The 21,062-nt window shown below is 45.8% G+C and carries 24 protein-coding genes; 20 read left to right on the forward strand and 4 right to left on the reverse strand.

The genetic code is table 11. The features are described 5' to 3' along the window. Positions 1-94: 94 nt before the first annotated feature. The 6 genes from H3S83_RS04635 (at position 95) to moaB (ending at position 3,789) form a co-directional block, all read left to right on the forward strand. Positions 95-322 (forward strand): DUF2007 domain-containing protein, encoded by a 228-nt coding sequence (locus H3S83_RS04635; protein WP_198237772.1) that lies wholly within the window; start codon positions 95-97, stop codon positions 320-322. After that, the gene (locus H3S83_RS04640) at positions 300-1,106 is read left to right on the forward strand and encodes a tRNA1(Val) (adenine(37)-N6)-methyltransferase (RefSeq protein ID WP_198239042.1); all 807 of its coding nucleotides are present in this window, start codon (positions 300-302) and stop codon (positions 1,104-1,106) included. The genes H3S83_RS04635 and H3S83_RS04640 overlap by 23 nt, the downstream gene beginning before the upstream one ends. 102 nt (positions 1,107-1,208) lie before the next feature. Beyond that, positions 1,209-2,057: a S49 family peptidase gene (locus H3S83_RS04645; protein ID WP_198239043.1), complete on the forward strand. Its 849-nt coding sequence runs from the start codon at positions 1,209-1,211 to the stop codon at positions 2,055-2,057. A 98-nt stretch (positions 2,058-2,155) separates the two neighbouring features. Continuing rightward, positions 2,156-2,341: a hypothetical protein gene (locus tag H3S83_RS04650; protein WP_077970738.1), complete on the forward strand. Its 186-nt coding sequence runs from the start codon at positions 2,156-2,158 to the stop codon at positions 2,339-2,341. Between the two features lie 2 nt (positions 2,342-2,343). Next, on the forward strand, positions 2,344-3,243 hold the full coding sequence (locus H3S83_RS04655; RefSeq protein ID WP_198239044.1) for a 4-(cytidine 5'-diphospho)-2-C-methyl-D-erythritol kinase: 900 nt from the start codon (positions 2,344-2,346) through the stop codon (positions 3,241-3,243). A 15-nt stretch (positions 3,244-3,258) separates the two neighbouring features. After that, on the forward strand, positions 3,259-3,789 hold the full coding sequence (gene moaB / locus H3S83_RS04660) for a molybdenum cofactor biosynthesis protein B (RefSeq protein WP_198239045.1): 531 nt from the start codon (positions 3,259-3,261) through the stop codon (positions 3,787-3,789). A gap of 67 nt (positions 3,790-3,856) precedes the next feature. On the opposite strand, the gene H3S83_RS04665 is transcribed toward moaB, so the two are convergent. Next, a complete protein-coding gene (locus H3S83_RS04665; protein ID WP_198239046.1) occupies positions 3,857-4,366 on the reverse strand; it encodes a hypothetical protein in 510 nt (169 codons plus the stop codon). Between the two features lie 85 nt (positions 4,367-4,451). Between H3S83_RS04665 and H3S83_RS04670 the strand changes: the two genes are divergently transcribed. The 6 genes from H3S83_RS04670 to H3S83_RS04695 all read left to right on the forward strand — a co-directional run bounded on the left by H3S83_RS04670 (position 4,452) and on the right by H3S83_RS04695 (position 10,346). After that, complete coding sequence (locus H3S83_RS04670; protein ID WP_198239047.1) at positions 4,452-5,651, forward strand: PA0069 family radical SAM protein; 1,200 nt, start codon at positions 4,452-4,454, stop codon at positions 5,649-5,651. Between the two features lie 71 nt (positions 5,652-5,722). After that, on the forward strand, positions 5,723-6,379 hold the full coding sequence (locus H3S83_RS04675) for a ribonuclease HII (protein ID WP_198239048.1): 657 nt from the start codon (positions 5,723-5,725) through the stop codon (positions 6,377-6,379). A gap of 12 nt (positions 6,380-6,391) precedes the next feature. Next, positions 6,392-7,351, forward strand: coding sequence for an L-threonylcarbamoyladenylate synthase (locus H3S83_RS04680; protein WP_370541361.1), 960 nt, complete (start codon positions 6,392-6,394; stop codon positions 7,349-7,351). A 5-nt stretch (positions 7,352-7,356) separates the two neighbouring features. Next, entirely contained in the window at positions 7,357-8,766 is a 1,410-nt protein-coding gene (locus H3S83_RS04685) for an FAD-binding oxidoreductase (RefSeq protein ID WP_198239663.1), read from the forward strand. 153 nt (positions 8,767-8,919) lie between these two features. Then, positions 8,920-9,456 (forward strand): DUF6101 family protein, encoded by a 537-nt coding sequence (locus H3S83_RS04690; RefSeq protein WP_198239050.1) that lies wholly within the window; start codon positions 8,920-8,922, stop codon positions 9,454-9,456. A 347-nt stretch (positions 9,457-9,803) separates the two neighbouring features. Further along, positions 9,804-10,346: a YcxB family protein gene (locus H3S83_RS04695; protein ID WP_198239051.1), complete on the forward strand. Its 543-nt coding sequence runs from the start codon at positions 9,804-9,806 to the stop codon at positions 10,344-10,346. A gap of 436 nt (positions 10,347-10,782) precedes the next feature. Here the strand turns inward: H3S83_RS04695 and purD are convergent, their stop codons facing one another. Then, on the reverse strand, positions 10,783-12,069 hold the full coding sequence (purD, locus tag H3S83_RS04700) for a phosphoribosylamine--glycine ligase (protein ID WP_198239052.1): 1,287 nt from the start codon (positions 12,067-12,069) through the stop codon (positions 10,783-10,785). 92 nt (positions 12,070-12,161) lie between these two features. Between purD and ubiA the strand changes: the two genes are divergently transcribed. Next, the gene (gene ubiA / locus H3S83_RS04705) at positions 12,162-13,178 is read left to right on the forward strand and encodes a 4-hydroxybenzoate octaprenyltransferase (protein ID WP_198239053.1); all 1,017 of its coding nucleotides are present in this window, start codon (positions 12,162-12,164) and stop codon (positions 13,176-13,178) included. A 95-nt stretch (positions 13,179-13,273) separates the two neighbouring features. On the opposite strand, the gene pdxH is transcribed toward ubiA, so the two are convergent. Further along, entirely contained in the window at positions 13,274-13,897 is a 624-nt protein-coding gene (pdxH, locus tag H3S83_RS04710) for a pyridoxamine 5'-phosphate oxidase (RefSeq protein WP_078039221.1), read from the reverse strand. A 76-nt stretch (positions 13,898-13,973) separates the two neighbouring features. Between pdxH and H3S83_RS04715 the strand changes: the two genes are divergently transcribed. The 5 genes from H3S83_RS04715 (at position 13,974) to H3S83_RS04735 (ending at position 18,078) form a co-directional block, all read left to right on the forward strand. Further along, entirely contained in the window at positions 13,974-14,441 is a 468-nt protein-coding gene (locus tag H3S83_RS04715; protein WP_078039222.1) for an RT0821/Lpp0805 family surface protein, read from the forward strand. Between the two features lie 174 nt (positions 14,442-14,615). Next, positions 14,616-15,584: a DnaJ C-terminal domain-containing protein gene (locus tag H3S83_RS04720; protein ID WP_198239054.1), complete on the forward strand. Its 969-nt coding sequence runs from the start codon at positions 14,616-14,618 to the stop codon at positions 15,582-15,584. A gap of 60 nt (positions 15,585-15,644) precedes the next feature. Then, positions 15,645-16,109, forward strand: a complete 465-nt coding sequence (locus tag H3S83_RS04725; protein ID WP_077970762.1) for a copper chaperone PCu(A)C — start codon at positions 15,645-15,647, stop codon at positions 16,107-16,109. Between the two features lie 552 nt (positions 16,110-16,661). Beyond that, positions 16,662-17,480, forward strand: coding sequence for an enoyl-ACP reductase FabI (gene fabI / locus H3S83_RS04730; protein ID WP_077970766.1), 819 nt, complete (start codon positions 16,662-16,664; stop codon positions 17,478-17,480). A gap of 4 nt (positions 17,481-17,484) precedes the next feature. Next, positions 17,485-18,078 carry a histidine phosphatase family protein gene (locus tag H3S83_RS04735; protein ID WP_077970767.1) on the forward strand — a complete coding sequence of 198 codons (594 nt, stop codon included), beginning with the start codon at positions 17,485-17,487 and terminating at the stop codon, positions 18,076-18,078. Positions 18,079-18,240: 162 nt separating this feature from the next. On the opposite strand, the gene H3S83_RS04740 is transcribed toward H3S83_RS04735, so the two are convergent. Next, positions 18,241-18,495 (reverse strand): DUF1344 domain-containing protein, encoded by a 255-nt coding sequence (locus H3S83_RS04740; protein ID WP_077970769.1) that lies wholly within the window; start codon positions 18,493-18,495, stop codon positions 18,241-18,243. A 349-nt stretch (positions 18,496-18,844) separates the two neighbouring features. Here H3S83_RS04740 and aroC point away from each other — a divergent pair, with 349 nt between their 5' ends. Both aroC and ribB read left to right on the forward strand, forming a co-directional pair. Next, positions 18,845-19,939, forward strand: coding sequence for a chorismate synthase (aroC, locus tag H3S83_RS04745; protein WP_198239055.1), 1,095 nt, complete (start codon positions 18,845-18,847; stop codon positions 19,937-19,939). A 10-nt stretch (positions 19,940-19,949) separates the two neighbouring features. Continuing rightward, positions 19,950-21,062, forward strand: coding sequence for a 3,4-dihydroxy-2-butanone-4-phosphate synthase (ribB, locus tag H3S83_RS04750; RefSeq protein WP_198239056.1), 1,113 nt, complete (start codon positions 19,950-19,952; stop codon positions 21,060-21,062).

The following is a 21,062-nucleotide window of genomic DNA, read 5'->3' on the forward strand; positions in this document are numbered from 1 at the left end:
TTGAGATAGCGCGTTTCAAAAATTATTTAAGGAAAAATACCATTTTCTCGTGTAATTGCATGTCATGCCGATAAAAAATAGGTGACTTGACTTTATGATCGAACTATTTGCCACCAATGATATTGTGCTCATTTCATTTGTCGAAAGTCTTATGAAATCGGCAGGCATACTTTATTTTGTGACCGATCAGAATACCAGTGTCGCAGAAGGTTCGCTCGGCGCAATCCGTCGTCGATTTCTGGTGGATCAAGAAAGTGCTGAAGAAGCAAGGCAAATTATGGTAGATGCAGGCTTGGCCCATGAACTATCACAAAGACAATAAATTGGATACTTCCTCCTTGAATGAAACGATCGATGTCTTCCATCGTGGTGGATTTTATCTGGTTCAGCCCAAAAGTGGCGGGCACCGTTCAGGCATGGATGCAATGTTGCTGGGCGGGCTCGTGCCAACCGATTTCAAGGGAAAAATTGTCGATCTTGGCGCCGGTGCCGGTGCAGCAGGCTTTGCTGTTGCCTCCCGGTGTAAAAATGTCGAGGTCACTCTCGTTGAACGCGCTGCGGAAATGGTCGATTTTGCGCGAAAAAGCATTGCACTTCCGGAAAACGCGGCAATTGCGCCACGGATCAATGTTATCTTGGCCGATGTAACTTTAAGGGGCAAGCAAAGACAAGAGGCGGGACTTTCAGACAATGCTTTCGATTTTGCAATCATGAATCCGCCTTTTAATTCACCTTTTGACCGTAAAACACCCGACAATTTGAAAGCCGAAGCGCATGTTATGTCTGATCATATGTTTGAAGACTGGATTCGTACTGCTGCGGCAATCATAAGACCTTCGGGTTATTTGGGGTTGATTGCGCGGCCACAATCTTTGGCAGAAATTCTCAAAGCATTTGAGGGGCGCTTCGGTGATGTTCTGGTATTTCCGGTTCATTCGCGCAAAAACGGCGCGGCAATTCGCATTCTCGTTCACGCCAAGAGAGCAAGCAAAGCACCGCTTTCTCTGATGCCTGCACTTTACATTCATGATGATGATCTTCATGCTTTTTCGCCGCTCGTCGATGCAATCAATAATGGTAAAATGAGTATTTGGCAGAGTATTTGAGCGAAATTTTAACAAAATATTGCCTTTTGCCATTTACATCTTAAATGACAATGGTGCATTTTTTTAAGCCATTAAAGCAGATTTTTGTCAGGAGTTTAAACTTTGTCAGGCTTTTTCAAACGTTTTATTCCACGCCGCTTTCGTTCCAATGCTGTCGAGATTCCGGTTGTGCGGCTGCAAGGGATGATTATGGAAGCTTCTTCCCCTTTGCGTCAAACTTTATCACTGAGTTCTTGTGCAAACGCTCTTGAAAAAGCATTCTCAGACAAAGAAGCTCCGGCTGTCGCTATTTCGATCAATTCTCCGGGCGGCTCTCCTGTTCAATCGCGCCTGATTTATCGTCGCATTCGTGACCTTGCGGAAGAAAAGCATAAACGCGTTCTGGTTTTTGTTGAAGATGTTGCTGCATCCGGTGGCTATATGATTGCTTGTGCCGGCGACGAAATTTTTGCAGATCCGTCTTCGGTTGTGGGCTCAATTGGTGTAGTTTCCGCATCATTCGGTTTTCCTGAATTGCTCAAAAAAATCGGCGTTGAGCGCCGCGTTTATACAGCCGGCAAAAACAAAGTTTCGCTTGACCCGTTCCAGCCTGAAAAAAAGGCAGACATTGATCACTTGAAAGCTCTGCAACTCGAAATTCATGAAACATTCATCAATCTCGTAAAGGAAAGTCGGGGTTCCAAACTCGTCGATGACCCCAATTTGTTTACCGGCATGTTCTGGACGGGCAAAAAGGGTAAGGAGCTCGGTCTTGTTGATGAACTTTCCGATTTGCGTTCTTTGATCAAACAACGCTATGGACACGATGCCAAAATGCGTCTTGTTTCAGCTTCGAGAAGCTTGTTAGGGCGCAAAACTCCGGCAATTTCGGCGGGTTTGGTCTCTTCAACGGTCGATGGTCTTATCCAGTCGGCAGAAGAGAGGGCTTTGTGGCAGCGCTATGGACTTTAAAAAGACAAATTCTTAAAGGAAGATATAACAATAGTCGTTTCAAGACTTGATTTGCGCTCATTAATTATCAAATAATGACATGGGAGCTAAAGGTGAAAATGTTGAGATTAGTTATTTATGGTCTGATTTGTGCAGCAGCACTTTATGCCTATCGTGCTTTCAAGCGCGAATCTGAACGCGTCGCTTTGCGTGTAAAACATGCCGAAGATGAACGCCGCACAGGTGCAAATGGTACATTGGTGAAAGATCCCGAAACGGGTGAATATTACGTTGAACGGGATTAAACGTGCCTTTCAAGGTTGCAAAATCCGCAACAATTGTAACACCGATTAAAATCAATCTGGCGCTCCATGTGGTGGGGGAGCGCAACGATGGTTATCACCTTCTTGATAGTCTGGTCTGTTTCAGCTTTGAAGGTGATGTTCTCTCTTATAAACCTGCCAAAACAAATAGTTTTTCCATTATCGGGCCTCAATCTGTCGCGCTCACGGTAGATGCGGACAATCTGGTTTCAAGAGCGCGCGATGTTTTTGTTAAAAAGTTCCCGTCGAAGTCCGAACCTTGTCAGCTCATTCTTGAAAAAAATCTGCCTGTTGCTTCCGGTATCGGCGGTGGTTCCGGCGATGCTGCCGGTGTCTTTGCGCTTTTAAAACAGCAATGGCAAATCGAAGCATCCGATCAAGAGCTTTTTGAACTCGGTTTGACATTGGGTGCCGATGTACCGATGTGCCTTTCGGCCTTTTTAAATTGCAGGTCGCTTCGTGTTTCAGGTATCGGCGAAAAACTTCAGCCGGTTGATTGTTGTAAAATTCCAATGGTGCTTGTCAATCACGGGCAGTCCATTTCGACACCGGAAATTTTTAAACTTTTGGGTAACAGGAAAAGCGCAGCGCTCGATATTGATGTTTCAAACTTGTCCAATCTTCACTCACTTGTGAATGAGCTCAACAAAACACATAACGATCTTTATGAATGCGCGCGCTTACTTGCACCGGAGCTTGATAATGTGCTGGGAATACTTGACGAAAACGGCGCACTTCTCTCACGTATGTCGGGGTCGGGTGCAACGTGTTTCGGCATTTACGAAAATATCAAGAGAGCGGAAGAGGCGGCAAGAAAGATAAAATCACAAAAACCGGACTGGTTTGTAAAAGCAGTCGAGACAACGGGCAAAATAAACGAATAATCAGGAATGAAAATCATGAGTCATATTGATGAAAAAGCTAAGATGGAATCGCTCAACATTGCGGTTTTGTCAGTGTCGGATACACGTAATTCTAGCGATGACCGGTCGGGAGATGTTCTGGAAGAACGTATCAAAACGGCAGGCCATAATTTGGCTAAACGCGCTATTGTTCGCGATGAAATTCCTGAAATCCGCAAGAAAATTGTTGATTGGGCAGCCGATCCCGATGTTGAAATTATCATCACCACCGGTGGTACAGGTTTTACCGGACGCGATGTGACACCGGAAGCAATAGAACCGTTGTTTGACAAGCGGATGGACGGATTTTCGGCTATGTTTCATAAAGTTTCCTATGAGACAATCGGCATGGTGACGATACAATCACGCGCAACAGCAGGACTTATCAATGGAACATTCGTCTTCTGCCTACCCGGTTCAACAGGTGCCTGCAAGGATGCGTGGGATAATATATTGAAAGGTGAGCTTGATAGCCGCCAACGCCCGCATAATCTGGTGATGCTTATGCCACGCTTGACAGAACGATAAGAAAACGAACGATTTTGTTTGTAAACTATTGATGAAAAACGGCTCTTTTAAAAAACAGAAGAGCCGTTTATTTTTGTTTCGTGGGGACAGAAATCTGTATCGGTAAAACCGATGGTCTAAGACTGTTTATCGCTTTTTTTAATGCTGTTTCATTGTCGGCATTGTCAATAAGCTTTTCTTTCAACACGAGAAAACCGCATTCCATCAAACGGGTCTTTTTGAAAAATTTGGGCAGGAGTGATGTTTTTGATAAATCGACAGAGCGGAAACGTGCAGGATTTGTCTCCTTCTCGACATAACGGCTTAAAATTTCCCGCCATTGGTCGAGTAATCGTGCACCTGGTGTGAGAAAAAGCAACCATTTGCTTTTGGCCGCCATGATCGCTTCGCCTAGTGTGCTTTTGGGGAGATAGCGACAGCCGGTATCATTCGCAACAGTCTGCAAGACATTGCTGTGATTTTCAGACCAAAGAATAACCTCGCTGACAAGACCGAATACGCTCCCCGATACAAGCATTGCTAGTGTATCGGCAAGAGGATCGATATCTTCATTCGCGTGAATAATTACACTAACCATATTGTTTCAATTAAAGCATTATTCTTGCAAAAGCACGCAAATTTATGTTCTTGTTTTGTTCATGTCGGCATGATAGATCGGAAGGATGGGAAAAACAGTGATCAATCACCATCTGGTAAATGTCATGGCAAAGGCCGACCAATTGGCTTTTAACGCGATCTCGGCTGATGGTGGCAGACTGTTGCTTGATCAATCATTGCTTCGTACAGAGGCTCAACAAACAAGGGGAAGGGGAGCAGCGCTCAATCCTGCCGGAAGGTTCGAAAAGCAGTCAGGTGAACGGTTTTATGACGGTTGGGATTTGGATGAACAGCTTTCTCCGCTTCAAACAACTGTAGAAACCGAAAAAGCCCGTACGATTATTACGCACAATGATTCGCCCGATATTTTCTTCGATCGTTCGATCAATCCTTATCGCGGGTGCGAACATGGTTGTATTTATTGTTTTGCACGCCCGACCCATTCTTACATGGGGCTATCGGCAGGTGTTGATTTTGAAACAAAATTATTTGCCAAACCCGACGCGGCAAAACTTCTGGAACGGGAATTATCAAAACCTGATTATAAAGTTCGGGCAATTGCTATCGGAACCAATACAGACCCTTACCAGCCAATCGAGAAAAAATGGCAGATTATGCGGCAAATTCTTGATGTATTGGATAAATGCAACCATCCGGTTTGTATCACAACGAAATCGGCACTTATTGTAAGGGATTGCGATATTCTTGAAAGAATGACTGAGCGAAAGCTTGTCCGTGTGGCTTTATCCATCACTACATTGGACAGAAAGCTTGCTCGCCTCATGGAACCGCGTGCTGCGACACCCGAGCGACGTTTATGGGCAATCAAGGAATTGACAAAAAAGGGCGTGCCCGTAAGCGTCATGATGGCGCCGGTTATTCCCGGATTGAATGACCACGAAATAGAAAATGTTTTGACGAGAGCAAAAGAGGCCGGTGCGATTGACGCCGGTTACGTTATGCTCAGACTACCTTATGAAGTTGCTCCGCTCTTTAAAGACTGGTTATTGCGCGAATATCCCGACCGTTACAGGCGGGTTATGCAGCTTCTGCGTGATATGCGTGGTGGCAAGGATTATGATGCGGATTGGAAAACGCGTATGTCCGGCGAGGGGCCGTTTGCCAAACTCGTTGCCGACCGTTTTCGTCTGGCACGACAAAGACTGGGGTTGCATGAACGCCACCAAAAGCTCGAGACGGGGCTTTTTAGACCGCCGTTGAAAGTAGCAAAACAGTTGTCGTTTCTTTTTGACGACAAAATTTGATGAACGTTTTTCTGAACGTTTACGAATTGCCGGACTTGCGCAAAAACTCGTGTAATGCAATTAGATTGTCCATGTCTCACAAAAACAATGATTTGCCGCTATTTCACGATATTCCTTCAATGCCCGATTATTCGATCGAGGAACATCTTATTGCCAAAGGCTATCAGAATATAGCCGGAGTGGACGAGGTCGGACGGGGACCTCTGGCTGGTCCTGTGGTGACGGCTGCGGTCATTCTTGACCGGAACAATATACCCGAGGGCTTAAATGATTCCAAAAAGCTTTCGGCAAAGAAACGTGAAGCACTTTATGACAGGATTTTGCGTTCGGCATTGGCCGTATCCATTTGCAGCCTGTCGGCAATTGAAATTGATCGCACAGATATCAGAAAAGCTGCTCTTGAAGCCATGAGACGAGCAGTGTGCAGCCTGTCTGTCAAGGTAGATTATGTTCTGGTGGACGGGCGCGATATTCCCCCAAAACTTGTTTATCCCGCTCAGGCACTGATAAAAGGTGACGGGCGCTCCCAATCTATTGCGGCGGCATCCATTATAGCAAAAGTCACCCGCGACCGGCTAATGGAAAAAGTGGGAGAAGTTTACCCGGCTTACGGTTTTGAAAAACATGCCGGATATGCAACAGCGTTCCACCGCGCGGCAATAGAACATGAAGGGCCGGTCAAAAGATTGCATCGCTTCAGTTTTGCCCCGATTAAAGGCGCATTCTAGAGGGTTGATATGATGATTATTCTTGCCTCGTCAAAAGACGCTGTTTCAAAGGCTGTTTCCTATCTTGAACAAGGGGAGCTCGTGGCTCTACCGACCGAGACTGTCTACGGGCTTGCGGCCGATGCTACAAATGGAAAAGCGGTTGCCAATATATTCAAAACCAAAGGACGCCCGCAGTTCAACCCGCTGATCGCGCATGTCAGCGGTATGGATATGGCGGAAGATATTGTCGAGATTGATGATATTTCTAAAAAGCTGATGGACGCTTTCTGGCCGGGACCTTTAACATTTGTTTTGCCGCTTAAAAATAAAACTTCGATAGACCCACTTACCAGTGCAGGTTTGAAGACTTTGGCTGTTCGCAATCCTGTCGGTATATTCGCAACAATAGTAAAAGAACTCGGCCGGCCGGTTGCAGCACCAAGCGCAAATATTTCCGGCCGTTTGAGTAGCACATCTGCCAAAGATGTTGCCGATATGTTTGGCGAAAAAGTGCCGCTTATCATTGATGGTGGCCCGACACGTGTCGGTGTTGAATCCACAATTATCAAGGTCGTGGGCGACCATATTTATCTGCTTCGTCCGGGTGGGCTCGCGCCCGAGAAAATTGAAAAACAAACAGGGCTCAAGCTTGAAAGGGTAGACCAGCGAGCGGCGATTGAAGCGCCGGGCATGTTGAAATCCCATTATGCACCCAATGCATTTGTGAGACTTGACGCCAAAGACGTGAAAAACGGGGAAGCACTTTTAGCCTTTGGAAAACAACAAACCTTGAATGCCAGAAGTGCTGTGGCAACGCTCAATTTGAGCGAAGAGGGCAATCTTGAGGAGGCGGCCAGCAATCTGTTCCATTATTTGAAGGAACTTGATAGAAAAGATGTTAAATGTATAGCTGTCGAGCCGATACCTTTTACCGGCTTGGGCGAGGCTATCAATGACCGACTTCAACGCGCGGCGGCACCAAGGAAATAGAAATGATAGATAAAAAGCTGATTGAACGTTTTATAGAAATTGTCGGTGTCAATCACGCTTTGGTGGATCAGGATGTGATTTCGTCCTATCTTGTCGAACAACGCGGTCTTTATCACGGGCGTACCCCTCTTGTATTGCGCCCTTCCTCTCCAAAAGAAGTTTCGGAAATTATGAAACTTGCAAGCGAGACTGGAACGCCCATTGTTCCACAAGGGGGAAATACCGGTCTTGTCGGGGCACAACAACCGGACGAAACTGCTAACGAGATTATTGTTTCTATGGAGCGGTTGAACAGGATCCGCTCGATTGATGTCGAAGGTAATCTTGCATTGGTCGAAGCCGGAGTGGTTCTCCATACATTACAGGAAAAAGTTGACGAGAAGGGGCGCTTTTTTCCTTTGTCACTTGGTTCGGAAGGCTCTTGCCAGATTGGTGGAAATCTTTCCTCCAATGCCGGAGGCACGGATGTTCTTGCCTATGGCAACACGCGCGAACTCTGCCTCGGGCTTGAAGTTGTCTTGCCGGATGGTCGCATTCTCGACGATTTACGCTATGTCAAAAAAGATAATAGCGGCTATGATTTGAAAGATTTGTTTATCGGTGCAGAAGGAACGCTTGGTATTATCACCGCTGCCGTTATGAAGCTTTTTCCAAAACCACAAGGAAAAGCGGTTGCCTATGCGGGCATGAAAAGTCCGGAAAAAGCGTTAGAGCTTTTGCTTCTTGCCCAGAAAAAAGCCGGTTCCATGTTGACCGGTTTTGAACTTATGGCCAAGGTCGGCATGGAAATGTCTCTAAACTATGTCAAAGGAGCTCGTGCACCACTCGAACATGAAAGTGAATGGTATGTGCTTCTAGACCTTTCGTCTTCACATAGTGACGGTGAAGCGAATAATACGATGGAAGATATTCTTTCAGATGCACTTCAACAGGGCATTATCGAAGATGCATCCATTGCCCGATCGGTGGGCCAGCAGAAAGAATTTTGGCGGCTTCGCGAAGATATGTCACCCGCGCAGAAATTGGAAGGCGGTTCGATCAAACACGATATTTCGGTTCCGATTGCCTCTATTCCGGATTTTATCAGCGAGGCGGCAAAAATTATTGAAACGATTTCGCCCGGCGCCCGCATTGTCTGCTTTGGTCATATGGGCGATGGAAACCTGCATTATAACGTGTCGCAACCGGTTGGCGCCGACAAACAAGCCTATCTTTCCCTTTGGGGCGAAATGAATCACCGCGTTCATACATTAGTTATGAGTTATAATGGTTCATTCTCGGCCGAACATGGCATCGGGCAATTAAAGCGCAAGGAACTCGTTGCCTTCAAATCTCCGGTAGCGCTTTCTCTGATGCGGTCGATCAAACAGCTATTCGACCCGAAAAACATTATGAATCCGGGAAAAATGCTATAAGTTTTGGTGAATAATAACTTAAAGTGCTGTTTGTAATTCGATAACCAAAAAACAAACCAATAATTTTTTAACCTAACCTTTTAACAAACCGATTAACAAACCCCGCTATGGTGATTCCCGATTGAATTGACGAGGATATTGGGGACGAATTCTATGGCCACTCAATGGGCTAATCGGGCAAAAGCAGGACTTGAACTCAGGCTGGATCCCTGCCATCTGCCACAATATGTTTCTTTCGATGTGCAAGGCAAAACTGTTGTTTGTTCATTGAATGAGCGTGGTGCGGCATTAAAAATAGAAAATGGAAGTAGTACTTCACGTGTGTCACGTCTGGTACTCGCCCATCAATTCAGAGGGGTTGCAGCGCGCGCTGTCATGACCTCTTCAGGGCAAAAAGCAGTTTCACTTGAACTCTTGCATCGAAATCATGAAACCTGCGTACCACTTCTGGTTTCGCGTGATCTTGATGATGTGCTCCTCGATTGGCGCCTTTGGGCAGATATTTATGATCTTCCAATGTTGCTCGTTAATGATGATGGAACGGTTATCCCTGTCAAGGATCGGTCGCCGTTCGAGCATTTTTTCGGCAAAAAGCCGCATGAGAACAAGCGGAAAAACTTTCTATTGAGATGCCGCGGTTACTCTTTGGGAATAAGACTGGTTATCAATAATCAGGTTATGCTCGGATAAGGCCATTTTTGCGGAATTTTTTCCGGAAGGGTGGGCGCTTCTTGCGGTTAACGGTAACTGTTCGAGCAAGAGCGGGAAGCAATCGCCTTTTTGCTTTGATTAAACCATTTGCGGAAAACGCCGAATTCGTAATCGAAAATCACGTTTGGGAAAAAAGCTCTTTGCCTGCAAGCCTGTTCACAGAAACCGGTTATAGCTCAGAATATTCGGTTGGCTATTTCAATAAAAAATACATGGAAATTTTCCTGAATAAATTTCCCCAACGAAATTTTCTCTAACAAATTTTTTTTGCCATTTGACAATGAACCGGTGTTAAGCTTACCAGCAAGATATGTCCGGAGGATTGAATGACGCGGCAGATTGTTTTTATACTTGATAAGCAGGATGCGATCGAAGCACTCAAAGCCTATTATCGCGATCATGCGCTATCAAGACTGACATTGATCCGGCTCCTCCTGCTGTGGATTGTCGCTGTTGCTCTGATGTCGGCTGTTCTTGTGATGATTGACGGAGCCGACTGGTATCAGAATTGGGGTCATTCACTTTATCGTATTTCAGCCATTTATGCTGCGATTATCATTGCTATCTGGGCATTGAACTATTTTGTTCTGATCCCCCACCATGTCCAACAATTGGTGAAAAATGACAAGCAGATCGGGCTTGAACAAACTTGGGTATGGGATGACCATGCAGTAGCAATAAAGAGCTCGTATATCAGAGGGACATACCCGTTCCGTTTATTTTCCGGCTGGCGAGAATATCCGACTTTTATTGCCCTTTATATATCGCCCAAGAAATTTAACGTATTGCCGAAAGCTCCCATAAATGACGAGCAATTGGAAGATTTGCGCAACATTTTTAAACGCGAAATAGCGGCCGAAGAAAAATAGATTTTTGTTTTTTGATAAAAATTTTCAAGGGCCAACTGACAGATAGTATAAAATGACAGGAACCGGCGTATTAAGAGCATGTTCTGCCGATTATCGGCAAAAACGTGCCTGTCAAAAACAAATTATAAAATCTGAAAAAGTATAAAAGTCCGAAAAATTCGTTTTAAGATCTCGCCGGTCTCGGACAAATCCTCCCCCCTCGAATTTTCTGGATGTTTTTTGGAAAACGCTCCTCTCGCTGATTATAAAATGAACGTCCGGTTCGTTTTGAATTTTGAACGGATTCTGATTATCCCACAAAGCTATTCGGCACAAAACTTGACTATCGGTTTTGATGCGATGCATTCGATTTTTCGAATGCGGTTTAGGGGCGACAAAACAAATCGCTAACTACAAGGAGCGCTATTCGATTTATCGCGCTTCACGCATTGAAATTTCAGTTTGCTTTAGATTCTTCCGGTTCAATGGCACGCCAGCCGATATCATGGCGATAAAAGCCTTCCGGCCAATCAATCAATTTTATTGCCTGATAGGCTTTCTGTTGCGCCTCTTTTACCGTTTTTCCTGTTGCTGTAACATTCAAAACCCTACCGCCATTGGCGATGACTTTTCCGTCTTTTAAAGCGGTACCGGCGTGGAAAACTTTGACGTCAGGCAGTTTATCCGCTTTTTCTATGCCGGAAATAATGCTTCCTCGTTCCGGTGCTTCAGGATAACCTTTCGCTGCCATAACCACAGTCAAAGCTTTATCGGTTGTCCAGTCAAGTTTGATACCTTCGAGACGACCTTTTGCAACGGAATAGAGTACTGAGAGCAGATCGCTTTTTAGCCGCATCAGCAGAACCTGACATTCAGGGTCACCAAAGCGGACATTGAATTCGATAAGTTCGGGGCCTTTTTTTGTAATCATCAACCCCACAAACAAAACACCGCTGAATGGGCAACCAAGATCGGCCATGCCACGAATGGTGGGCTTTACGATTTCATTCATAACGCGCTTTGTCATATCGTCGGTCATGACAGGCGCCGGTGAATAGGCTCCCATGCCTCCGGTATTGGCTCCCTTATCGCCATCACCAACACGTTTATGATCTTGTGCAGAGCCAAAAGGAATGGCTGTTTTTCCGTCACAAAGGCAAAAGAAACTCGCCTCTTCACCTTCAAGAAATTCTTCTACAACAATTTCAATTCCGGCTTTTCCGAAGGCACCATCGAAACAGGCATCGACCGCATCAAGCGCTTCCTCTATTGTTGCGGCGACTGTCACACCTTTACCGGCAGCCAAACCATCGGCTTTAATGACAATCGGCGCGCCTTTCTTTTCAATGTAGTTTTTGGCTTTTTCGGCATTATCAAAGCGCTGATAGTCGCCGGTCGGAATATTGTATTTGGCGCATAGGTCTTTGGTAAAACCTTTGGAGCCTTCAAGCCGTGCGGCGAGTTTGTTTGGCCCGACAACAAGAAGCCCGACATCGCGAAGGGCATCTGCAAGGCCGTCGACGAGCGGTGCTTCCGGTCCGACGATAACGAGCTCCACAGTATTTTTCTTGCAAAATTCGACGACAGCTTTATGGTTTTTTACATCAAGCTCGATATTATTTCCCAAGGGGAGAGTTCCGGGATTTCCAGGAGCACAAAAGAGCTTGCCAAGGAGGGGAGAGGACGAAATTTTATACGCCAATGCATGTTCGCGTCCGCCTGAACCGATGAGAAGAACGTTCATTACTTGCTCCTGTTGAAGAAGATGTTAAAACCCTTATTCTTGTCATAGAAACGAAATGCTTTAGCTTCAAGGTAAAAGGTGTGCTGTCATAAATGGTAAACAACAAAAATATTGCTTCCGAAAGCTTGAGCACTCATGAAGCACTTCAGCAACAGGGCGTGAGAGGACGTGTCTTTGACGCGCCATCAGGGCATTGGGTCTATCGTTTGTTGCCGCGGTCTCTATGGCCATATGCCCAGTTATCACGGTGGGACAGACCAATCGGTTGGAAACTTCTTATGTGGCCGTGTTTCTGGTCGTTAATTCTGGCAATGGATGCAAAAGATTTTGATTCTCACCCGCATCCCTATCCGGTTGCCTTGGCAATATGGTACCTTTTCCTTTTCTTTATTGGTGCTGTAGCCATGCGCGGCGCGGGGTGCACATGGAATGATCTTGTTGACCAGAAAATCGATAATAAAGTGGAACGCACGCGCTCAAGGCCTTTGCCATCGGGGCAGGTCAGCCGTCTACAGGCGAAAATCTTTATGGGGCTGCAATGTCTTGTCGGGCTTCTCGTGCTTGTGCAATTCAATCTGTTCAGCATTATTTTAGGTGTTTCATCGCTTGTTATTGTCGCAATCTACCCCTTTATGAAACGCGTGACATACTGGCCGCAGTTTTTTTTAGGCCTTGCCTTCAATTGGGGGGCTCTGATGGGGTGGGCCACGATTTACGGCCGTCTTGATTATGCCCCTGTGTTCCTTTATTTCGGCTCGGTTTTATGGACGATAGGCTATGACACAATCTATGCCCATCAGGATAAAGAAGATGATGCAATTGTCGGTGTGCGCTCGACTGCAAGACTTTTTGGTGAAAAAACCAAAGCCGCACTCATCGTTCTTTATGGCGGATTTATTTTATTGAGCCTTGCTGCATTTCTTTTGGCCGGTGTGCCGACTTTGGCCTATCTTGGCCTGTTACTTGCGGCTATCCACATGTTTTATCAAATTATCACAATCGATATCAATAATAATAGCGAGTGCCTGAGACTGTTCAAATCGAATTCGACAGTCGGCTGTTTAATCTTCCTCGGCCTCGTTCTTGGAGCAGCGGTACGTTATTTCTAAGAATAACTATCGCCGATAAGCGAAGCAGAGCTTTTTAAAAGCCGGATTTAAACCGTCCGGCTTAACGGAAAAATTTTGCCGATTAAAGAGAATGCTTAAGGGTATAGGCGGTGTTTTTCCCACGATTTTGCATCAGGCGAAGGACGGGAAAAAACTACACGGTCATGAAGCCTGAACGGTCTGTCGTGCCAGAATTCGATTGAAAGCGGTTTGATTCTGAAGCCGGACCAGTAGGGTGGACGGGGTATATTGCCGATGGCGTATTTTGCCGTGTATTCGGCAACAGCCTTTTCCAAAGCAAAGCGGCTTTCGAGTGGCCGTGATTGTTTTGATGCCCAAGCACCGATGCGGCTGCCACGTGCACGTGATTGATAATAGGCATCAGCTTCTTCGTCGCTTACCTTTTCAACCAGTCCGCGTACTCTCACTTGCCTGCGCAACGATTTCCAGTGGAAACATAACGCTGCCTTCATAGATGAAAGAATTTCCCGTCCCTTATTGCTTTCATAATTTGTATAGAAAACAAATCCATCCGAACCGAAAGCTTTCAAAAGGACCATACGGACATCTGGAAGGCCTGTCGGGTCCACTGTAGCAACTGCCATAGCATTCGGGTCGTTAATTTCGCTTTTTGTTGCATCTTCCATCCAAATTTTAAAAAGTGCAAAAGGTTCATTTGCCTCGACAAAGTCACCACTTGTTAACGTTTCATCTGTCATAATGCACCCGAGTTATGTGTTTTCTGTATAATAGCGTGTTGTCAAACTACCTGGCCGACGCGGAAAAAAGTGGACTATGGAAGCTTTTTTTAATTTGATAAGCCGGCTTGGTCGTTTTGTCATTTTTGTCACGATCACTTGGTTATTGCAAGGCTGTATCATATCAGGTGACAAACTTGATAAAATGGGCGCCACTGCAACGCCGGAAAATTCCGTCGATTATTCGATGATGACCGGTTCGGTGGCCTCGCAAACAACATTGACGAGCGACCCGATCATTCTCTCCGACCAACTTGTTATTCGCGACGAGATCAAGGCAATTGAAAACGTGAACGCTTCTCCTAAAGAAGTAAAGTGGGATAATACCATAACGGGGAGCGAAGGAACAATCAGTTCGATTGTCGAAAGTAAAGATAAGGGCCGTAAATGCCGCAAGTTCAAGGCAACCCGTTCGGCTTATGACGGAGAAAATCTCTATCACGGTGAAATCTGTGAAATGGCTCCAGATGTCTGGACAATGACCAGCTTCGATATGGCTCATTAATGTCCTCGTCCGGCTTGTTCAAAAACCACTTAAAAAAACATGAAATGATCTGGTATTTTCGCTCTTTCATAGGCATATAGAGAATGAGGTATTTTTCTGCCCTTCGAGGTGGAACAGATTTTTATAAAGCCGTCTTGAGGGAAGGCCCTTTTTTCGGCTGGAAAGAGGATAAATATGCGTGATCCCTATACGGTTCTGGGTGTGGCGCGCACTGCCAAACCGCAAGAGATTAAATCTGCATTCAGAAAACTGGCAAAACAATATCACCCTGATCTTCACAAAGGCGACAAGACTGCTCAGGATAAATTTGCCGAAGTCAATCAAGCCTATGAAATTCTTGGCGATAAAGACAAAAAAGAAAAATTTGATCGTGGCGAGATTGATGCCGAAGGCAAGCCCGTTTTTCAAGGCTTTGCCGGTGGAGGTCAAGGGTTTGGCAATGGACAGGGCTTTGGCGGCGGACAGGGGTTTGGCGGCCGCGGCAATCCGTTCGGTAATGGCACCAGCCATTTCGAATTCAGGTCTGGTGGCGGAAAGGCGGGCTTTGATGCCGGCGATATTTTCAGAGATCTTTTCGGTGCAGGAAATGGCGCCAATAGAGGCGGAGGTTTTTCCGGTTTTGGCAGCCGCAGCCGTGCGCAAGCGCGCCAACAGGGCGCTGATATCCATGCAAGACTGGATGTAACTTTAGAGCAGCTCGTCGGAGCCGAGAAAGTCGAAGCTATTTTCCCGAATGGTAAAAAGCTTAAAATCAAACTTCCCGATTATGTCGAGGATGGCCAGACAATCCGGCTGAAAGGGCAAGGTGAAACTGTACCTTATGGTCAGGCCGGAGATGCATTGGTGACAATTCACATCAAGCCCCATCCCCACATCCACATTGAAGGAAGAGCACTGCATCTCGATTTGCCGGTCTCTCTTAAAGATGCGGTTCTGGGTGCCAAAAAACCGGTTGATACGCTTGACGGCCGCGTTATGTTGACGATACCGGCCTGGTCGAGCTCCGACAAGGTTTTGCGCTTGAAAGGAAGAGGACTACCTCTCAAAACAGGTGGTCGGGATGATCTTTATGTTCATGTCCGTATTATGCTGCCGGAAGGTGGAGATGCCGGACTTGAACAATTTATCAAAATGCAATCTTGAAGATCATAAAACGGGTTGATTGGGTAAGCTATAGGAATAAAAGCGGGAACGAGGATTGTCATGAGGTTCAATTTTTGTCTCGCTTTTTTTCTGCTGACGGTTTTTTGTTCATCAGCTTTGGCCGAAAATTTCACGAAAGGCGATATTACTGTCGAAAGCCCGTGGGTGCAGAAATCCGATACGGGTGAAAAACGTGCAGAAGGTTTCGCTCTCATTCATAACGGCGGATTTAATGCAGATCGCTTGCTGTCAATAACCTCCGACATTTCCGATCATGTGGTTATTCACGAAACAATCAAACAATATGGTAAGGTCAAGATGCAAAAGCTCAAGGAACCTCTTACCATTGAACCGAACGGCTATCTTGAATTGAAGCCCGGTGATTATCATTTCATGTTTTTCAACTGTCAGGATGAATTGCGCGATGGCGAGTTCGTTCCGGCTGTTTTGCACTTTGAAAAAAATGGCGACGTCAAAATCAATTTCGCAATCGAAATTAAAGACGATAAACCGGATAATCCCTGATTGTCGCAGTTCTGCAATTTTTTTTAAGCCATTATAATTTTTGGCGATCGGTCAGGCCATATTGATGAATAGCCCAATCCCGATGTTTGATAATGCCGTTTTACCGTAGTTCTTTCCCGCTACAATTATCTTATTTATGAGCCGGAGCCGGTTGACCAATTCATTTCTGCTGTTCTGCTAAAATGAACAGAAATGATAAGACCAACGTCAGGGAATCTTTAAAGAACGGCCACTTTCCCAGTTTGATGAACCGGCCTTCCTGTTTCTGTGTTTAACCGGAACACTTGAATTGAACGGTTCATACCGGTTTTTGCAAGGTGCCCATTCACATTTTTCAAGATCGCTTTTTCTTCAACCGAAATGGATGAAGGAATGAACGGATTTCGTTCTTCAAAAACGAAAAACAAAGCGAATTTGAACGTTTTTCTGCGTTTGCGTTGCATAATTGTCGGTTTTCACGAACAAATTGCACCAATTACTTGAAGAAAAGTGCGAGCTATGTCATAGGGCAAAAAGCGAAAACTGATATCAAGCAATTATGAGGCAATACCAATGGGTGACAGTAACGGTTTGTTGCGTGGCAAGCGCGGTTTAATTCTCGGGCTTGCAAATAATCATTCAATTGCATGGGGTATCGCAAAAGCTGCACACAAAGCGGGTGCCGAGCTTGCTTTTACCTACCAGGGGGAAGCACTGAAAAAACGTGTTGTACCGCTTGCAGAAGAGGTCGGGGGATTTGTTTGTGGCCATTGTGATGTCACAGATGCAGCGTCAATTGATGCAGCATTCGATGCGGTAAAACAGAAGTGGGGAAAAATTGATTTTCTCGTTCATGCAATCGGCTTTTCCGACAAGGACGAACTGACAGGCCGTTATGTTGATACATCGGAAAGAAATTTCAACATGACGATGAATATTTCTGTTTATTCTCTCACCGCAGTGACCCAGCGGGCAGAAAAATTGATGCCCGATGGCGGTTCGATTTTGACATTGACCTATTATGGTTCGGAAAAAGTCATGCCGAACTATAACGTTATGGGCGTTGCCAAAGCCGCTCTTGAAGCAAGTGTCAAATATCTTGCAGTTGATCTCGGACCTAAAAAAATTCGTGTCAATGCTGTTTCGGCTGGCCCGATCAAAACATTGGCTGCTTCGGGTATCGGTGATTTCCGGTACATTCTCAAATGGAATGAATACAATGCGCCCCTTCGTCGGACGGTTACGATTGATGAAGTTGGCGATTCTGCGCTTTATCTTCTTTCAGATTTGTCCCGTTCGGTAACCGGCGAAGTTCATCATGTTGATGCCGGATATCATGTTATCGGCATGAAAGCAGTCGATGCACCGGATATTTCTGTTGTAAAGGATTGATAAAGTGTCCAAGCGTCCGCTTATTTATTTTTCCCGTCACGGTCAGACGGATTGGAATATTACCAAACGCATACAAGGCCAGATAGATCGCGATATTACCGAATATGGGCGTCAACAGGCTGCCCGTAATGGCCGTTTATTAAAAGAGCTGTTGGGCGATGCCAAAGGCTTTGATTTTGTTGCAAGCCCTTTGCGTAGAACGCGCGAAACGATGGAAATTATCCGTGGTGAAATGGGGCTCGATATTCGCGGCTATCGCACCGATCCACAGTTAATGGAGATGCATTTCGGCGACTGGCAGGGAACAACCGAGGATGATATTGCCAAAGTCCACCCTGAACTCATTGCTGCCCGTGTTGCAGACAAGTGGAATTTTTTGCCTCCCGGTGAAAAGGCGGAAAGCTATGCCATGCTCGCCAAACGTGTCAAAGACTGGGTCGAAAAGGTTGAAGGCAATACGGTCTGTGTCACCCATGGTGGGTGCCTGCGTTCAATCATGCATATTTACGGCGGGTTGAGCGAACCGGAGGCCGCCAATTTTATGGTCGATCAGGATCGTATTTTACGTTTTGATGAAAACGGGCTGGAATGGCTTTAAATTATTGTCCGACCTTATAACAAAACAATATATGCACACCAAATTCGTCAAAAGGAATTGGTGTGCAACCGTGGGATTTATGCGTAACTGCGGGATTTTGTGTGCAATTGCGGGGTTTTGCGCGTTTTATTTAATAAAATAACTGCCGGTCGGGAACGATCATCAACTTTCTTGTGGTTCGATATCGGTAATGTAACGATCATTTCCCTCGGTGTCATAAAATACGATGACTTTCATGCCTTCACTCAAAACAGAATAATCGAATTCACCCGGTAAACTGTAAGTTTTCCCATTGTCGAGTTCGATTGTATTATTATCCTGATTGATAGCTGTTATTGTTCCTTTGACGTCATCGGCAAAAGCTAAGGCTGGGAAAAGAAATGTTGCTAGTATCCCCGCAAAAACCAGTTTTCTCATATTAGCCCTTTCAAAATCGTCAATTGTAAAACTGCCAGTTATTGCAAATTCAAGTCGTTGCAAGCTCAAGTCTTGGCAAAACCAAATCATTGCAAATCAATGTCAGGTGATTGTGTCGAAACCATAGCCATTGGTCAATCAAAAATAGAATATACAAAATCACATAATGGTTTTCCTGTAAAACGTGTGCATTTTTGTCCCGATATGTGGTTCTTTGAATGTAAACGGCCGGAAATGTGGAAAAAATCCGGTTATTGATCAAAATTGCTTCAATCTTGGTTTTCACTGTTTGACCACGAACCAAAAGCTCAATAGAACAAACAATGGTGAAAAGTTGGGTTGGCGTTTTATGTCATATAATACATTCGGTAAACTCTTCCGCGTTACAACATGGGGCGAAAGCCATGGGCCTGCATTGGGCTGCGTTATTGACGGTTGCCCTCCGGGGATAAAGTTCTCGGTGGCGGAGGTGCAAGCTTATCTTGATAAACGCAAACCCGGACAATCCCGTTATACGACCCAGCGCCGTGAAGCTGATGAGGTCAAAATATTGTCGGGAGTGTTACCTTGTGATGACGGGGAAAAATTGATCACAACCGGAACGCCGATTTCGATGATGATCGAGAACACCGATCAGCGGTCGAAAGATTATGGCAATCTTGCCCGCGAATATCGTCCCGGACATGCCGATTATACTTATGATGTCAAATATGGCATTCGCGATTATCGTGGTGGCGGGCGTTCTTCGGCACGTGAGACTGCAGCGCGTGTTGCTGCCGGCGCAATAGCCCGAAAAGTTGTTCCGAATCTTCGTGTGCGTGGGGCAGTGATTGCCATTGGCGCAATCGATATTGACCGCTCCCGTTGGGATTGGAATGAGGTTGATAATAATCCGTTTTTTACCCCCGATAAGATAGCCGCTGAAAAATTCGCAACTTATCTTGATGAAATTCGTAAAGAAGGTTCGTCAATCGGTGCTATAGTAGAAATTGTTGCAGACAATGTACCTGCCGGGCTTGGCGCACCGATTTACGGGAAACTTGATCAGGATATTGCATCCTTCCTTATGTCGATCAATGCAGTCAAGGCCGTTGAAATCGGTGAAGGATTTAACGCTGCCCGCTTGACAGGCGAAGAAAATGCCGACGAAATGCGGCATGGGGAAAATGGAAGACCGGTTTTTTTAAGCAATCATGCTGGCGGTATTCTGGGAGGTATTTCCAACGGCGAACCGGTCATTGCGCGTTTTGCAGTCAAACCTACATCATCGATATTGACACCGCGCCGTTCAGTGGATGTTGATGGCAATAATGTTGATGTAGTGACAAAAGGGCGGCACGATCCTTGTGTTGGAATAAGGGCTGTACCAGTTGGGGAAGCGATGGTGGCTTGTGCCATTGCCGACCATTATCTTAGACATCGCGGCCAAACAGGCCGGATCTGAAAGGACTATTATGACATTCAACCAGAAATCGGTCGTGGACGCTATAAGAGCGTTCGAGCGCGGTGAAATTGTTGCGGTTACAGATGATAATGGCCGTGAAAATGAAGGTGACCTTATTGTTGCAGCCGTTCATTGCACACCAGAAAAGATGGCCTTTATTGTGCGGAATACGTCCGGAATTATTTGCGCGCCGATGACCGGCGAGGAAGCAAAACGGCTCAATCTTGCCCCTATGGTTTCAAATAATGATTCGGCTCATCACACAGCCTTTACTGTAACGGTTGATTTTCTGCATGGTACGACAACAGGTATTTCTGCCGAGGATCGGACATTGACAGTGAGGAATCTCGCAAATCCGAACGCCAGCGCGTCCGATTTCAGTCGTCCGGGACACGTATTTCCGCTTATTGCCCGTGAAGGCGGTGTGTTGATGCGCTCCGGCCACACAGAAGCGGCTGTCGATTTGTGCAAACTTGCAAATCTTCCTCCGGTTGGCGTGATTGGCGAACTGATGAATGATGACGGAACTGTCAAACACGGTCCCGAGGTAAGAAAATTTGCTGAAGAACATAATCTTCATGTCGTGACAGTGGCTGATCTTATAGCCTATCGCCAACGTAAAGAAACGCTCATCGAACATGTTGACGAGATGAAAGTTGATACACTTGTCGGGCCCGCTGTTGCCCACAGCTATCAATTGCCTTGGGAGCCGATGCAACATGTTGCCGTTGTTTTTGGTGATATCCGTGACGGTGAAAACATTCCTGTCCGTTTGCAACGTGAAAATGTTGTCTCCGATGTTTTTGGTAAAAAACACGAAATTGAATCTGTGCTGCGACTTATGGCTGAAAAAGAAAAACGCGGTGTTTTTGTCTATCTCAGAGCCGGGTCTGTTGGCGTCGGGAGCACCGACGAGAACCGTGATCGCGAAATGGCTATGGAAGGGCTCGAGACACATGAACAGGCTGTCGAGCGTGAGGAAGAATGGCGCCAGATCGGTCTTGGAGCGCAGATTCTCAAAAGCCTTGGCATTACCTCGGTTATTCTTTATGCCTCGCGCGAGCGCCATTATGTTGGCCTTGAAGGTTTTGGTATCCATATAGAAAAAACAGATATTTTGTGA

This window comes from Bartonella sp. W8122 (assembly GCF_016102485.1).
In the GTDB taxonomy this organism is placed as follows: Bacteria; Pseudomonadota; Alphaproteobacteria; order Rhizobiales; family Rhizobiaceae; genus Bartonella; species Bartonella apihabitans.